A 16,642-nucleotide genomic window follows, 5' to 3' on the forward strand; every position below is an offset into this window, starting at 1 on the left:
CACCCGTGAATGGGTGCGGCCCTCGTCGTGTGTAGAGGCTCTCGACTAGCCGAACGCCTCGTCGATGATCTCCTGCTGCTCCACGGCATGCACCTTGGAGGAGCCCGAACTCGGCGCCGACATCGGCCGCCGCGACACGCGGCGAAGGCCGGTCAGCAGGTCCGGCAGCATCTCGGGCAGCCACAGCCCGAGGAACGGCCACGATCCCTGATTGGCCGGTTCCTCCTGCACCCAGAAGAACTCCGACGCGTTCGGGTACTGGGTGAGGGTGTCGTGCAGACGGCGATGGGGCACCGGGTAGAGCTGCTCCACGCGAACCACCGCGACGTCGTCGCGCTGATCCTTGTCGCGGCGGGCGGCGAGCTCGTAATAGAGCTTTCCGCTCACCAGCAGCACTCGCTTCACCTTGCTGCGGTCGCCGTCGTTCTTGGCGAAGTTCGGATCGTCGATCACCGAGCGGAACTTGTCCTCGGTGAAGTCCTCGACCGGGCTGACGGCGGCCTTGTTGCGCAGCATCGACTTCGGTGTGAACACGATCAGCGGGCGGCTGATGCCGTCGAGGACGTGCCGGCGCAGCAGGTGGAAGTAGCTCGCCGGGGTCGACGGCAACGCCACGGTCATCGAACCCTCCGCGCACAGCTGCAGGAACCGTTCGATTCGTCCGGACGTGTGGTCGGGACCCTGACCCTCGTGGCCGTGCGGCAGCAGCAGCACGACGTCGGAGGTCTGGCCCCACTTGGCCTCGCCGGAGCTGATGAACTCATCGATCACCGACTGAGCGCCGTTGACGAAGTCGCCGAACTGCGCTTCCCACAGCACCAGCGCGTCGGGGTTGCCCACCGAGTAGCCGTACTCGAAGCCCACCACCGCGAATTCCGACAGCGGCGAGTCGAACACCATGAATCGGCCCTCGGGATCGTCTCCCTCCAAGGGGCGCAGATGATTCAGCGGGGTGTACTCCGACCCGTTGTCACGGTCGATGAGCACCGAGTGACGTTGGGTGAAGGTGCCGCGTCGCGAGTCCTGGCCGGACAGGCGCACGGTGCGTCCCTCGAGCACCAACGACCCGAAGGCCAGCAACTCGGCGAACGCCCAGTCGATGTGGCCGTCGCGCGACATCTCGTGGCGGCGCTTGAGCACCGGCATGACACGTGGGTGCGGAGTGAAACCGTCGGGGGTCTGATAGAAGGCGTCGCCGATCCGCTCGAGTACCGTCTTGTCGACCGCGGTGACCAGCTTCTGCGGCAGCGGCTGGTCGGATTCCACCGACTCGCTGGGTTCGGGACGGAACTTCTCGAGTTCCTTGACCTCGTTGAACACCCGCTCGAGCTGACCCTGGTAGTCGCGCAGCGCGTCCTCGGCCTCCTTGGTGGAGATGTCGCCGCGGCCGATCAGGGCCTCGGTGTAGGACTTGCGCACGCCCCTCTTGGTGTCGATGACCTCGTACATCGCCGGCTGCGTCATCGACGGGTCGTCGCCCTCGTTGTGTCCGCGGCGGCGGAAGCACACCAGGTCGATCACGACATCCTTGTGGAAGGCCTCGCGGTAGTCGACGGCCAGCTTGGCCGCCCACACGCAGGCCTCCGGATCGTCACCGTTGACGTGCAGGATCGGCGCGCCGATCATCTTCGCCACGTCGGTGCAGTACTCACTGGAACGCGAATGCTCCGGAGCGGTGGTGAAGCCCACCTGGTTGTTCACCACGATGTGGACGGTGCCGCCGGTGCGGTAGCCCGGCAACAACGCCATGTTGAGGGTTTCGGCCACCACGCCCTGACCCGCGAACGCGGCGTCGCCGTGCAGCATCAGCGGCAGAATCGAGAACTCCTGGCCCTCGGGCAGCAGATCCTGCTTGGCGCGCACGAGCCCTTCGAGCACGGGGTCGACGGCCTCGAGGTGGCTGGGGTTGGCGGTGAGCGAGACGTTGATCTCGTTCTCGCCGAACATCTGGTAGTACTTGCCCTCCGCGCCGAGGTGGTATTTCACGTCACCCGAACCGTGTGCCTGCGACGGGTTCAGGTTGCCCTCGAACTCGGTGAAGATCTTCGAATACGGCTTGCCGACGATGTTGGCCAGCACGTTGAGGCGCCCACGGTGCGGCATGCCGATCACGACCTCGCTGAGGGCGTGCTCGGCGCTCTGGTCGATCACCGCGTCCATCATCGGGATCACCGACTCGGCGCCCTCCAGTGAGAAGCGCTTCTGCCCGACGTACTTGGTCTGCAGGAAGGTCTCGAACGCCTCGGCCGCGTTCAGCTTGGACAGGATGTACTTCTGCTCACCGACGGGCGGCTTGACGTGCTTGATCTCCACCCGTTCCTGCACCCAGCGCTGCTGCTCCGGTTCGAGGATGTGGGTGTACTCCACGCCCACATGCCGGCAGTAGGCGTCGCGCAGGATGGACAGCACATCGCGCAGCTTCATCCTGTCCTGGCCGTGGAAACCGCCGACGTTGAAGGTGCGGTCGAGATCCCAGAGGGTCAGGCCGTAGGTGAGGATGTCGAGATCGGGGTGCGAGGCGCGGGCGTCGCTGTCCATCATCAGCGGGTCGATGTCGGCCATCAGGTGCCCGCGGTTGCGGTAGGCCGCGATGATCTCGAGCACGCGGGTGTTCTTGTCCACCGCGCCGGCGGGAATGTCGCGGCGCCAGCGCACCGGCTCGTAGGGGATGTGGAAGGCGGTGAAGATCTCGTCGTAGAAGGCGTCGTCGAGGAGCAGTTCGTGGATCGTGCGCAGGAAGTCGCCCGACTCGGCACCCTGGATGATGCGATGGTCGTAGGTGGAGGTGAGCGTCATCAGTTTGCCCACACCGAGTTCGGCGATCTGCTCGTCGCTGGCGCCCTGGAACTCCGCGGGGTACTCCATCGCGCCGGCACCGATGATCGCACCCTGGCCCTTCATCAGCCGCGGCACGGAGTGCACGGTGCCGATGGTGCCCGGGTTGGTGAGCGAAATCGTCACGCCCGCAAAGTCTTCGGCGGTGAGCTTGCCGTCACGGGCGCGTCGCACGATGTCCTGGTACGCGGTGTAGAACTCCGCGAACCCCATCGTCTCGCATCCCTTGATGGCCGCGACCACCAGCGAACGGTTGCCGTCCTTGCCGACGAGATCGATGGCCAGGCCCAGATTGGTGTGGGCGGGGGTCACCACATTGGGCTTGCCGTCGACCTCGGCGAAGTGCCGGTTCATGTTCGGGAACGATTTGATCGCCTGCACGATCGCGTACCCGAGGATGTGGGTGAAGCTGATCTTGCCGCCGCGGGTGCGGGCGAGGTGATTGTTGACGACGATGCGGTTGTCGATCATCGCCTTCGCCGGGATGGCGCGCACGCTCGTCGCGGTGGGCACCTGCAGCGACGCGGTCATGTTCTTGGCCACGGCCGCCGCCGCGCCGCGCAACACCTTCTCGGTGTCGTCGGACTTGCCGTCGCCGGCCTTGGCGCCGCCGGCCGAGACCGGGGTGGTGGCGGGTGTCTTCTGCGAACGTGCCGAACCGTCGCGGCTGGCGATGCTCTGACCCGACGCCGCCTTGGTGGCGGTGGATTCGCGTGCGGGACTCTTGGGTGTGGCCGGACGCGGCGCCGGACCCGAATCGAGGGAGATCTGGCGGCTGGCGGTGCGTTCGCGGCCCGACGCGGTCTGTGTGTCCGACGGCGGCTGCGTTGCCGAGGGGCGTGAGCTCTTCGTCGCAGACTGCGCCGGCGAGGCGGACTGCGTCTTGGCGGGGGGCTGTGTCTTCGCAGCGGATTGGGTCTTCGCAGCGGATTGGGTCTTCGCAGCGGATTGAGTCGTCGACGGGGCGTCGGCACCGTTGGAGTGCCCGTTACCGGATGCGCCGTTCGTCGATGGATCGTAGTTCTTCAGCAGGTCGTGCCAGCTGGGATCCACCGAGTCGGGATCCTTCTTGAACTGCTGGTACATTTCCTCGACCAGCCATGTGTTTTGTCCGAAATCCGAAATCGAACTGCTCACAGCGGTATCTCGCCTCAATTCCCTCTGGTGTCGGGTCGCTTCCACGCTGCCGTCTCTTGTGAAGACTAGCCGCGAACCACCTGCAGATGCTACGCGTGCAACCGCCGTGGCTTGCGTGCCGCCCGATAACGGTGCGCCACACTCCCGCGGTCCCCGGCCCAACAGACGAAATCGGTGCTCAGCCGCGGTTCTCCGCGGGGGCGATACCGTCGGCGTCGGGATCGACACCAGCCTCCCAGAACGCGCGGTACCTACCTCCCAACGTGAGCAACTCGGTGTGTGTTCCCGACTCCACCACACGGCCACCCTCGACCACCGCGATGCGGTCGGCCCGCGCCGCTGTGGCGAGTCGATGGGCGACGATCACCGACGTCCGACGATGTGTGAGCGCCTGACCGGCGGCGAGCACCAGCGCCTCGGTGGCCTGGTCGAGTGTCGCGGTGGCCTCGTCGAGGAGCAGCAGGTCGGGGGAGACCAGTTCGGCCCGGGCCAGCGCCACCAGCTGGCGCTGACCCGACGAGAGTCCCTGACCGCGTTCGCCGATCGGATGGCGCATGCCGCCTGGAAGTCGGGCGATCATGTCCGTGGCGCCCACCGCGGCGGCGGCGGCCGCAATCGACCGGCGGTCGGCGTCGGGACGCCCGTAGGCGATGTTGTCGGCGACCGAGCCGGTGAACAGATGCGGTTCCTGCGGCACGATGCCGATCCGGCTGCGGTAGCTCTCGAGCGTCACGTCGCGGATGTCGGTGCCGTCCATCCGCACCGACCCCGACGTGGGGTCGTAGAAGCGAGCGAGCAGTTTCACCACCGTCGACTTTCCCGCGCCGGTGCGGCCCACCAGGGCCAGCGACGACCCGGCCGGAATGGTGAGGTTCACGTCGCTCAGCGCGTCGGCGGCGGCCCCGGAGTAGCGGAATCCCACCGCGTCGAGCGCGGCGTCGCCGCGGAAGCCGCCCGGTCCCACCGGCACCGCATCCGGGCGCGTCCGCAGCGAACTCGGCGTGCGCAGCAAGTCGCCGATCCGCCGCAGGCCCACCATCGCCTGCTGGTATCCGTCGAACACCTGCGAGAGCTGCTGCACAGGACCGAAGAGCATCGACAGATAGAGGATGAACGCCACCAGCGTGCCCGGCGACAACGCTCCGGTGCTGATCTGATGGGCGCCCACCGCGATCGCGACGGCGGTGGCCACATCCGACATGAGCGTGATGAACGGGAAGTACACCGAGATCGCGCGCTGTGAGGTCATCCGGGCGGCCACCCACTCGTGGGTGAGGCCGGTGAACCGTGCGGTCGCGACATCGCCGTTGCGATAGGTCTGCGTCGTCTTGATGCCCGCGATGTTCTCCTGGAAGTCGGCGTTGACGGCGCTGACGAGTTCGCGGGAGCGGGTGTAGGCGCGGGCGGCGACGCGCCGGAACACCAGCGTGGCGATCACGAGCACCGGGAAGACCGGCAGGATCAGCAGTCCGAGTGAGAGGTCGGTGAACAGCAGCGCCACGCTGACTCCCACGAGTGTCAGCACCGCCACGATCGCCGAGGTCAGTCCCGTCTGCAGGAAGGTCGACAACGCGTCGACGTCGGTGGTCATGCGCGTCATGATCCGGCCCGACAGTTCGCGCTCGTAGTAGTCGAGGCCGAGGCGTTGCAGGTGGGCGTAGCTGCGCACCCGCAGCCCGAACAGGACCCGTTCACCCGCGCGGGTGGAGGTCAGCGTCATCGCCCACCCGACCAGCCAGCCGACGGCGACCAACGCGACGCCCACGGCCGACACCTCCCAGACACGCGCCTCGTCGTTGGTGGTGGCGGCGTTGATCACCCCGCTGGCCAGGGTCGGGAAGGCCAGACCGACGAGGGTGTCGACGGAGATCAACACCACCGCCGCGACCAACAGCCACCGCACCGGGACGAGGATGCCGCGCAACGAGAACCGAGGATTCTCCCGTCGCATGTCGACGATGTCGATGCGAGGGTCGTCGGCGGCGGGTGGCAGGCGGTCCACCGCGCTCAAGAGTTCGGGCGTGGCCTGCATCGCGCCGAGTGCGCTGGCCACGCCACCGCCCCGGCCGCCGCGCCCGGCAGCCGGCGGGGGCGTGGGCAGGCGGGGTGCGAGGTCGGTGGCGTCGGGTGCCCGCTGGGGCGCGTCGTCGGGCCACAGCCGCGACATCAGCTCCGCGGAGACCGCCGGCGGCGGTGGCGGCGGCGAGTCGTCGTCGGTGGCCAACGGGATGTCGGCGCCGAGCATCAGCTCGCGGAAACGTGCGCTGCGCGCGTCGAGTTCGGCGACGGTGCCCAAGTCGGTGATGCGGCCGTCGTCGAGCACGGCCACCCGGTCGGCGAGCATCAGCGTCGAGCGGCGGTGGGCCAGCACGAGCATCGTGGGCCGGATGTGTGCGCCGCCGCCCCCGGGACCGCCGAAGCGAAGGTCGCGCAGGATGCGCATCTCGGTGGTGGCGTCGACCGCCGACGTCGCGTCGTCGAGGACGAGGACGCGCGGTGCGGCGTAGAGCGCCCGGGCCAGGGCGACGCGTTGACGCTGTCCGCCCGACAGGGTCAGCCCACGCTCACCGACCACGGTGTCGAAGCCGTCGGGCAACGCCTCGATGAACTCCAGCGCGTCGGCGCGACGGGCCGCGTCGACGAGGCGGGGGTCGGCCGCCCCGGTGGGATCGGCCGCGGCGCGTGGTCCGAGCGCGATGTTGGTGGCGATGGTGTCGGAGTAGAGGAACGGTTCGTCGAAGACCACCGAGACGGCTTCGTGCAGCGCGTCGGGGGACAACCCGGCGATCGGATGTGCGCCGCCACGGCCCGTCAGGCTGATCTCGCCGGCATCGGGCCGCACATAGCGGCTGGCCAGCTCGGCCAGCGTCGACTTGCCCGACCCGGGCGGCCCCACCACCGCGACGCATTCACCGGGCGCGATGCGCAGGTCGACGCCGTCGAGCACGGTGCGGTCGCCGTAACCGAACCGCACGTCGCGGAAGGTCAGTCCGAGCGGACCGTCGGGTAGGGCGCCGGTGTTGTCGTCGTCGGGGTCGGTGGGTGCGTCGATGACCTCATAGACGCGGTCGACGGCGGCGCGCGCGAGTTGCGCGCTCACCAGCACGTTGGTGAGCAACCTCGCCAGCGCCGTCATCGACGCCACGTATGTGGAGAACGCCAGGAAGGTGCCCACGGTGATCTCGCCGTGCAGGGTCAGATAACCGCCGAGCGCGATCACCGCGACCATGCCGAGCTGCGGGATCGCCGACATCGTGGGCGTGAAGCGGGCATTGATCCGGCCCGCCCGCAGCCGTTTGGCGTAGAGGTCGCGGCTGAGATCGGCCAGTTCATCGACGGCCCGTGATTCCTGTCCGAAGCCCTTGACCACGCGCACGCCCGTCACCGTCTCCTCGACGTGCTGCGCGACGTCGGCGGCGGCCTGCTGCGCCGACCAGGTGGCCGCGAACAGTGTGCGCCGAGTGGTGAACACCACCAGACCGACCACCGGCAGCACCGCCAGTGCCACCACGGTCAGCAGCGGAGACAGGTAGGCCATGATGCCGATGGCGATCACCACCTGCACCGCCGCACCCGCCGACAGCGGCACCATCGCCAGCAGCCCCTGCACGATCTGCAGGTCGGAGATCGAGCGTGACACCACCTGACCGGTGCGGATGTCCTGCTGGGTGAGGCCGTCGAGATGCAGCAGTGTGCGCAGCAGTTGCAGGCGCAGCGCGTTCTGCACGTTGATCGAGAGCCTGCCCGCGGTGAGTCGTCGACCGAACTGGCACGCGTATCGCACCACGGCGAGAATCAGCAACGCCGACACGATCACCGGAATCGTCAGCGCATCGTGCACTGCGCCGGAATCACTCGGCCCGCTCCCGGCGCCGGTCACATTAGGCCCGCTCGCTGCGCTCCCGGCGCCGGTGGCATTCGGCCCGCTCGCTGCGCTCCCGGCGCCGGTCGCCCGGTCGAGGGCCGCCTTGGCCAGCAGCGGTGCGACGAGATCCACGGCGACGGCGACGAGCGTCACCCCGAGGGTGATCAGCACCAGCGCGCGATATCTCCAGCACTCGGCGGCGAGCCGCCGAATCCATCCCTGCTGCGAACTGCGCGCACCGAACGCCGCGGGTACGCGGTCGGGGGTGGGGGAGGCGTCGCGGGCCGACGCCCACGTATCGGTTGTCGTGTCGGTCACCGATCTCCGGGATACGCATTCCCCGAGCGCAGGCCGGGTTGGGTCACCACGCTGCCGTCGATCACGGCGCCACCACCGGCGGGTCGTGTCCACACCGCCGGTGGTGGGCCGAATGCCTCACGTGCACTGTTCACCACTCGTCTGCCCAGAGCGCGGTTGCCCGCACCGCCGATCACCGCGCCGATGCCTGCGGGCATCATCTTGCCGACGATGAGGGGTGCCCGTTTGACGGCGTACTTCTTGGTCACCTTGCTCACCAGCCACTTGTTGAGTGCGGTCAGTCGTCCGCCGGGGATGCTGGCCGTGCCGAGCCGCCGCAGCGCACCACCACCACCGCGGGTGCCCACGAGCCGTCCGAGGGCCACCACGCCCTCCTCACCGAGCGCCACGGTGAGGACCAGCGTCTTGCGTCGCTCGGTCTCCTCCACGGGAATGCCGTGCACCTCGGCGATCGCCAGCGCGAGCAGCGCCGATGCTTCCAGGAACAGCACGGTCTCGCCGGTCATGGCGCCGAGTGCGGCAAACGTGCCGACCCCGGGGATCGCGGCGGTGGCGCCCACTGCGCTGCCCGAACCGGTCACCCCGTGCAGGAATCGCTTCTCGAGCCGGCGGATGATCTGCGCGGGCGAGTCGTCGGGATGTGCGCGGCGCAGGCTGTCGACGTACTTCGCGACGGCGGGTGCCTGCAGTTGCTGTGCACGGTCGAGCAGGCCGCCGGTCACCTCGACAGCCTTGCGGGGCGGACGCTGCCCAGTGCGGTTGGTGGTGCCAGCGCGTTTGGTGGTGTCGGTCATGATGTCGGAACCCAATCGTCGGCGGGAACGGTTTCGGCGGGAAGCGGCGGTGGGGGCGGCGTGCCATCGCCGAAGGGCCGCCCGCCCAGCTCCTCGCGATGGTGTGGGGTGAGCCAATTCCGCAGATCCGGCCCATCGGGCACGATTCCGGTGGGATTGATGTCGCGGTGGACGAGGTAGTAGTGCTGCTTGATCTGGGTGAAGTCCGTGGTGTCGCCGAACCCGGGGGTCTGGAACAGGTCGCGCGCATACGCCCACAGCACCGGCATCTCGGCGAGCTTGCTCCGGTTGCACTTGAAGTGCCCGTGATAGACGGGATCGAAACGTGCGAGCGTCGTGAACAGGCGAACGTCCGCCTCGGTGATCGTGTCGCCCACCAGATACCGGCGGTCGGTGAGGCGATCGGAGAGTTCGTCGAGCTTGGTGAACAACCGCGCGTAGGCCGTGTCGTAGGACTCCTGGCTTCCCGCGAAGCCACAGCGGTAGACGCCGTTGTTGACCTCGGTGTAGACGCCGCGGTTCACCTCGTCGATCTCGTCGCGCAGGTGTTCGGGGTAGAGGTCGGGGGCCCCGTCGCGGTGATACTGCGTCCACTCGAGTTCGAAGTCGATGGTGATCTGCGGGAAATCGTTGGTCACCACCGCACCCGACGGGATGTCGACGACGGCGGGCACCGTGATGCCCTTCGGATAGCCGGGAAACCGCTTCTCGTAGGCGTCCTTGAGGCGTGGGATGCCCAGGACGGGGTCGACGCCGCCGGGATCGAGATCGAAGGTCCACGAGTTCTTGTCGTGCGTCGGCCCGCACAGGCCCAGCGAGATCGCGTGCTCCAGACCGAGGAGACGTCGCACGATGAGCGTCCTGTTGGCCCACGGGCAGGCACGGGCGGCCACCAGACGATAGCGGCCCGGCTCCACCGGGTAGCCGTCGCGTCCGTCGCGGGTGATGCGGGTGTCGATGTACTTCGTGTCGCGGACGAATTCTTGCCCACCGGTGACGTAGGACCCTTGCGCGGCGGCTTCCGTGCTCATGGTGTCCACAGTAATGATTCCGCAGGGGGTTGGCGGGAGCTCCCCGGATCGGTATATTCCACTTGGAATATTTGGTTCGGATCATCGAGGAGGTCTCTCGTGGCTGAGCGACGACCACTCGCGCCGCTGGCGATCCTGGTCCTCGGTCTTCTGGTGGAACGTCCGATGCACCCGTACGAGATGTTCCAGACGACGGTCGAACGCAACGAGGATCGGCTGGTCAAATTCCGTCCCGGCACGCTGTATCACACCGTTGACCGGCTTTCGGTGGACGGGCTGATCGAGGTGCACGAGGTCCGCCGCGAGGGCAACCGGCCCGAACGCACCGTCTACACCGTCACCGACACGGGTCGGGCCGCCCTCGATCGCAGTCTGATGCAGATTCTCGAGAGCCCGGCCGAGGAGTACCCGGAACTGTATCTCGCGTTGTCCGAGGCTCATTCACTTCCGCGGGCCACCGTCGCCGATCTGCTCGAGTCCCGGCTGCAGTCGATGCGGACCGAGTGCGAGACCTTCGAGGCGGCCGCCACCTCCGCGGCCGCCCGGGGCAAGCCGGAGATGTTCTACCTCGACGTCGGCTGCCGCGTCGCCACCCTGCGAGTGCAGATCGAGTGGCTGACCGACGTGGTCACGCGGATGCGAAACCACACGATCGAGTGGACCGACGACCCCGGCTCCACCTACTCCTGCCGCCAGCCGGCCGACACATCGACCGCACCAGAGCAGTCCACCGCGCACGATCCGTCCACAGCACAGAAAGCGTCCACCTCATGACAGCTCCCACCTTCAAGGCGGTGACCAACCGCCCATGGCTCTCGCTGATGGCGTTGTGCGTCGGCTTCTTCATGATCCTCGTCGACATGACGATCGTCGCCGTCGCGCAGCCCGACATCATGGTCGCGCTCGGCACCGACGTCAACGGCATCGTGTGGGTGACCAGCGCCTACCTGCTGACCTACGCGGTGCCGCTGCTGATCGCCGGCCGACTCGGCGACAAGATCGGCCCGAAGAAGGTGTATCAGGCAGGCCTGCTGCTGTTCACCGTCGCCAGCGTGTGGTGTGGCTTCGCCGGTTCGATCGGCGAGCTGATCGCCGCACGTGCACTTCAGGGCGTCGGTGCCGCGCTCATCACGCCGCAGACGATGGCGCTGATCACACGCATCTTCCCGCCGGAGAAGCGTGGCGCGGCCATGGGCGTGTGGGGCACGGTGGCCGGTGTGGCCACGCTGGTGGGCCCGCTGCTCGGCGGCATCCTCACCGACAACTTCGGTTGGGAATGGATCTTCTTCGTCAACCTGCCGGTCGGTGTGATCGGTCTGATCCTGGCCGCGACGCTGGTTCCCGACGTGACCACCCACGACCACACCTTCGACTGGATCGGGGTGATCCTGTCCGGAATCGGCTTGTCCGCCCTGGTGTTCGGTATCCAGGACGGCGAGAAGTACGACTGGAACAGCTGGATCATCGGACTCATCGTCGTCGGCCTGGCGTTCATGGTGGCATTCGTCTACTGGGAGTCCAAGCTCAAGACCGAGCCCCTCGTACCGTTGTCGCTGTTCCGGGATCGCAACTTCAGCCTGTCCAACATCGGTATCGCGTCGATGGGCTTCGCGGTCGCCGGCATGATGATCCCGCTGATGTTCTTCCTGCAGCTCGTCGGCGGCATGAGCCCCACGCAGTCGGCGGTGATGATGGTGCCGATGGCCGTCCTGACCGGCATCCTCGCGCCCATTGTCGGGCGCATCCTCGACAATGTGCATCCCCGCATGATCGTGTGCTCGTCGCTGTTGTTGATGTCGATCGCCATCGGCTGGCTCGCCATGATCACCACGCCGACCACGCCGGTCTGGGAGCTCGTCATCCCGCTCGCCCTCATGGGCGTCGCCTCGGCCGGCATCTGGGCGCCGCTGGCGGCCACCGCCACCCGCAACCTGCCGTGGCAACAGGCCGGCGCCGGTGCCGGCGTGTACAACACCACCCGGGTCATCGGTTCGGTGATCGGTTCGGCCGCGGTGGGAGCGCTGATGCAGACCCGGCTGGCCGCCGAACTGCCCGGGATGAACACCGACCAGCGGCAGTCCACGGTGATGCAACTGCCGGAGATGATCCGCGATCCGTTCGCCACCGCGATGGGACAGTCGCTGTACCTCCCGGCCGCGGTGCTGCTGATCGGGGTGGTCGCGACGATGTTCTACGAGAAGCCCAAGCACCGCGACTACCCGCCGATGCCGACCGCGGCGGCCGTGGCCGAGGGCGAGGTCGAGGAGGCGGGCGCGGCCTGAGGTCTCCCGCCGTCTGACCCGAGAAACCCCGCCCCGCGTCAGAAACGCTGCGCATGCGCGGTGTTCCTCGCGTGAGGTGGGGTTTCTGTCGGTGTGAGCGGGGCCTCCCAGGGCCGTGGGAGGCCCCCGCCGCGCCTCCCCGATTCTGTCGGTGGGCTTTCGTACGGTGTTGACCATGCGAATCCTGCACACCTCCGACTGGCACCTGGGCCGCACCTTCCACGGCGTGGACCTGCTCGCCGATCAGCGGCGGGCGCTGCGCCATCTGGCCGACGTGGTGGCCCGGGAGTCGGTCGATGTGGTGGTCGTCGCGGGCGATGTGTACGACCGTTCGGTCCCGCCGGCCGATGCGGTCCGGATCTACGACGAGGGACTCGCGCAGATCGCTGCGGCGGGAGCGCAACTCGTCGTCACCTCGGGCAATCACGACTCGCCCACACGGCTCGGCGCCGCATCCGGCTTCGCCGCCGCCGGCGGACTGCACCTGCGCACGTCGATCGCCGACATCGACCGGCCGGTGGTGCTGTCCGACGACCACGGGGAGGTCGCGTTCTATGGCATTCCCTATCTCGAACCGGACACCGCCAGAACGGAATTGGGAGTCACCGATGGCCGTGGCCACGGTGCGGTGCTCGGTGCGGCGATGGACCGGATCCGCGCCGATGTCGCCGCCCGCGGCGTGCGGTCGGTGGTGGCAGCGCACGGGTTCGTGGTGGGCGGGCAGGCGTCGTCGTCGGAACGGTCGATCAGTGTCGGGGGAGTGGAAACGGTGTCGGCCGAGACTTTTTCGGGAGTCGACTACGTCGCCCTCGGCCATCTGCACTCGCCGCAGGAGATCGCTGCCACGGTCCGCTACAGCGGTTCGTTGCTGCCCTACTCCTTCGGTGAGCGAGCACATCGCAAGGCGGTGTGGCTCGTCGACCTCGACGCCGACGGGGTCGCCGACGTCCGGCGGTGCGAGCTGCCGGTGGTCCGTGGGCTGAGCAGCCTGCGCGGCACCCTGGACGAATTGCTCACCGATCCGGCACATGCCGGTGCCGAGGAGCACTACGTCGAGGCGACGCTGACCGATTCGGTGCGGCCGGTGGACGCGATGCGCGCTCTGCGCGAACGCTTTCCACATGCGGTGCACCTGCACTGGGAACGGCCCGACGACGGGGCGGGCGTCGATTACCGCTCCCGCGTCACCGGGCGCGGCGACGCCGAGATCGTCGATTCGTTCATCACCGATGTCCGCGACGAGCCGACCGCGGGTGAGCGTGCCCTGATCGCGTTGGCGCTGAAGCACGTGGTCGGGGAGCCGGAGTCGGAAAACGCTGCCGGACAAGAGCTTGCGCTGTTCGGGATCGACACGGTGGCCGGGATCGAGACGGTGGCCCGGATCGATACGGTAGCGGAGTCGGCATGAGACTGCATCGACTGTGGATGCGTGCGTTCGGTCCCTTCGCCGACGACGTGACCATCGATCTCGACGAGCTCGGCGCTGACGGACTGTTCCTGTTGCACGGGGCCACCGGCGCCGGCAAGACCACCGTTCTCGACGCCGTCGCCTTCGCGCTGTTCGGACGGGTGCCCGGCGCTCGCCAAGAGGGCCGGCGGCTGCATTCCGATCACGCCCCGGCCGAACAGGTTCCGGAGGTGGAACTCGAAGCCACCATCGGCGGTCGGCGACTGCGGATCGTCCGGTCGCCGGCGCACGAGCGACCCAAGAAACGCGGCACCGGCACCACCCCGGTCTACGCGAAGGCCACCTTGGAATGGGTCGACGGATCGGGTGTCACGCTCACGCGACTCGACGAGATCGGCGAGACCGTCACCGAACTCCTGGGCATGAGCGCCGACCAGTTCTTCCAGGTGGTGCTGCTGCCACAGGGAGATTTCGCCCGGTTCCTGCGCGCGCCCAACGACGATCGAGAAGCGTTGCTGGAGAAACTCTTCGACACCGCGCGGTTCGGCGACGTGGAGGACTGGCTGCGCGAGCGGGCCCGGCGCAGCGCCGAAGAGCTGGACAAGAAGGACGCGGCACTCGACCGGCTGGCCACACAGATCGCGGCGGTGGCCGGTATCGAGGCACCCGCCGAACCGGACGTGCCGTGGGCTCAAAGCTGTCTGGACGCTGCGCGTGACGCCCGGCTGGCGGCGGCCGGCGTACTCGATTCGGCGCGTACCGAGTTGGATCAGGCACTCAACGCCCACCAGCGGGGCGCCGCCCGGGCCGCCGACCGCCGACGGGGACTCGACGCCCGCACGCGGCTCGCGCAACTCGACAGTTCGGACGCCGAGACCGAGGCCGCACGCACGGCGCTGAGCGCTGCGCGACGCGCTGCGCCCATCGCCCCGATCGCCGACGACCACCAACGCTCCGAAGCGGCGTTGGATCGTGCGCTTCGGGCGTGCGCGGACGCCGGCACTGAGCTCGCGCGGCACGAGGAGGCGGCATCGTTGCGCGAAGCCGACGACGCCACGCTCGCGGCCGCGATCGACGGCTGGAGCGCCGACCACGGCAAGTGGGAACCGCTGGCCCGTCGCGTGGCCGAACGCCCCGGCATCGTGGCCGATCTCGCGGCGCTGGAAGCCGACATCGCCACCGCCGACGCGCGCCTCGCCGAACTCGACGCGGCGCTGGGCGACGCGCCTGCCCGACGTGAGGCTGCGGAGCGGGCACAGGCTGCGGCGACCGAGGCCCGTGCATCACTACCAGGACTGCGCGCCCGCCTCGAACGGCTCGACGCGGTGTCGACGGCGCTGACCGAACGTGACGAACTGATCGCGCAGATCGACCGGGCGCAGCGCAGGCTCGCCGATGCCCATGAGGCGCACAATGCGGCGCGGGAACGGTTGCTGGACCTGCGCGATCGTCGACTCACCGGCATGGCGGCCGAACTGGCCGGCAAGCTCGTCGACGGAAAGCCCTGTGCCGTCTGTGGATCGGCCGAGCATCCGGCCCCGGCCACCGGCAGCGGAGCGACGGTCACCGACGCCGACGAGGCCGCCGCCGCCGAGATCGACAAGCGCGCGGCCGGCGATCGGCAGTCTGCGCAGTCGACGCTCGACACCTACCGCGAACGACGCGCCCAGCGCGACACGATCGTCGGTGACGCCACCGCGGAGCAGGTGGCCGCCGAACATCGCAGTGTCGCAACGACACTCGGCGACGCCGAACGGCTGACCGAAGCCATGCCCGAGTTGGTGCAGGCCGTGGACGACATCGACGCACAGATTCGCTCCTGGCAGCAGGCACGGTCCGACATCGGCGCCGCACAGTCCGCACGCCGCGAACGTGCCACCACCGTGCGCGGCACGCTCGACGCGCTCGACGTAGAGGTGGCCGAGGCCACCGGCGGACGCGGTGGGGTGGCGCAGCGGCGCGCCGAACTCGCCGAGCTCATCCGACTCGGAAACGCGCTGCGCGACGCGCGCCGGGAGAAGGCGCTGGCCGGTGACCGGCGCGATGACGGGCTCCGTCGGCTCGAGAAGGCCTGCACCGAAGCAGGTTTCGAAAGCTCGTCCGCGGCGTTGGAGGCACTCGCCACAGCGGCGGAGATCGAAGCGTGGGAGTCGATGCTGGAGCAGGTCGCCTCGATTCGCTCCGCGGCAGAGCAGACCCTCGCCGAATCCGATGTGATCGCGGCGCTTGCCGCGGAGCCCGTGGACCTGGACGCGTTGGCAGCCACTCGCGAGGCCGCCCAGCAGAGCTGCGATACCGCTGCCGGCACGGACGCGATCGCCGTGCAGCGGGTGACGCAGCTCGAACAGCATGTCGCGGCGTTCTGGGCGGCCTTCGACGCGGTGGTGCCCGTGCGTGCCCGGCATGCCGAGGTGCAGGGGCTTGCCGAACTGGTGAGCGGTCGCGGGCACAACGCCAAGAAGATGACGTTGCGCTCCTACGTCCTGGCGGCGCGGCTGGAGGAGGTCCTCATCGCCGCATCGGCGCGGCTGCGGCAGATGTCGGCCGGTCGCTACGAGTTCGCGCACTCCGATGCGATCGGCCCGCGCGGCCGGCGCGGCGGGCTGGGTATCGAGGTGCGCGACGAGTACACCGGCGTGACCCGTGCGGCCACCACGCTCTCGGGTGGCGAAACCTTCTTCGCCTCCCTCGCACTGGCCCTCGGACTTGCCGACGTCGTGTCGGCCGAGTCCGGCGGGCGGGTGCTCGACACCATCTTCATCGACGAAGGTTTCGGCACCCTCGATCCCGAGGCGCTCGACCTGGTGATGGGCGTTCTCGACGAGTTGCGCGCCGGTGGCCGCGTGGTCGGCGTGGTGAGCCACGTGGACGAACTGCGCGCCCGCATTCCCGCCCAGTTGGAGGTGCTGCGGGGCGAATCGGGCTCGACGGTCCGCACACTGGGAGCGGTCGGCGTGTCGTGACCTGCCCGC

The 16,642-nt window shown here is 68.6% G+C and carries 8 protein-coding genes; 4 read left to right on the forward strand and 4 right to left on the reverse strand.

All coding sequences use genetic code 11. The features are described 5' to 3' along the window. Window positions 1-45 precede the first annotated feature (45 nt). The 4 genes from ACWDSI_RS03385 to ACWDSI_RS03400 all read right to left on the reverse strand — a co-directional run bounded on the left by ACWDSI_RS03385 (window position 46) and on the right by ACWDSI_RS03400 (window position 9,980). Complete coding sequence (locus ACWDSI_RS03385; RefSeq protein WP_449745992.1) at window positions 46-3,972, reverse strand: multifunctional oxoglutarate decarboxylase/oxoglutarate dehydrogenase thiamine pyrophosphate-binding subunit/dihydrolipoyllysine-residue succinyltransferase subunit; 3,927 nt, start codon at window positions 3,970-3,972, stop codon at window positions 46-48. Window positions 3,973-4,150: 178 nt separating this feature from the next. Next, window positions 4,151-8,155, reverse strand: coding sequence for an ABC transporter ATP-binding protein (locus ACWDSI_RS03390; RefSeq protein WP_449755651.1), 4,005 nt, complete (start codon window positions 8,153-8,155; stop codon window positions 4,151-4,153). Then, a complete protein-coding gene (locus ACWDSI_RS03395) occupies window positions 8,152-8,949 on the reverse strand; it encodes a hypothetical protein (RefSeq protein WP_449755652.1) in 798 nt (265 codons plus the stop codon). Before ACWDSI_RS03395 ends, ACWDSI_RS03390 begins: the two co-directional genes overlap by 4 nt. Next, window positions 8,946-9,980 (reverse strand): glutathione S-transferase family protein, encoded by a 1,035-nt coding sequence (locus ACWDSI_RS03400; protein ID WP_449745989.1) that lies wholly within the window; start codon window positions 9,978-9,980, stop codon window positions 8,946-8,948. Before ACWDSI_RS03400 ends, ACWDSI_RS03395 begins: the two co-directional genes overlap by 4 nt. Before the next feature lie 99 nt (window positions 9,981-10,079). On the opposite strand from ACWDSI_RS03400, the gene ACWDSI_RS03405 reads away from it, so the two are divergent. From ACWDSI_RS03405 to ACWDSI_RS03420, 4 genes are all read left to right on the forward strand, one after another. Beyond that, a complete protein-coding gene (locus ACWDSI_RS03405) occupies window positions 10,080-10,754 on the forward strand; it encodes a PadR family transcriptional regulator (protein ID WP_449745988.1) in 675 nt (224 codons plus the stop codon). Beyond that, a complete protein-coding gene (locus ACWDSI_RS03410; RefSeq protein WP_449745987.1) occupies window positions 10,751-12,262 on the forward strand; it encodes an MFS transporter in 1,512 nt (503 codons plus the stop codon). Before ACWDSI_RS03405 ends, ACWDSI_RS03410 begins: the two co-directional genes overlap by 4 nt. A gap of 175 nt (window positions 12,263-12,437) precedes the next feature. Continuing rightward, window positions 12,438-13,670: an exonuclease SbcCD subunit D gene (locus tag ACWDSI_RS03415; RefSeq protein ID WP_449755653.1), complete on the forward strand. Its 1,233-nt coding sequence runs from the start codon at window positions 12,438-12,440 to the stop codon at window positions 13,668-13,670. Then, window positions 13,667-16,633 (forward strand): AAA family ATPase, encoded by a 2,967-nt coding sequence (locus ACWDSI_RS03420; RefSeq protein ID WP_449755654.1) that lies wholly within the window; start codon window positions 13,667-13,669, stop codon window positions 16,631-16,633. The genes ACWDSI_RS03415 and ACWDSI_RS03420 overlap by 4 nt, the downstream gene beginning before the upstream one ends. The last annotated feature ends 9 nt before the right edge of the window (window positions 16,634-16,642 follow it).

Source organism: Gordonia sp. NPDC003429, from assembly GCF_053588575.1.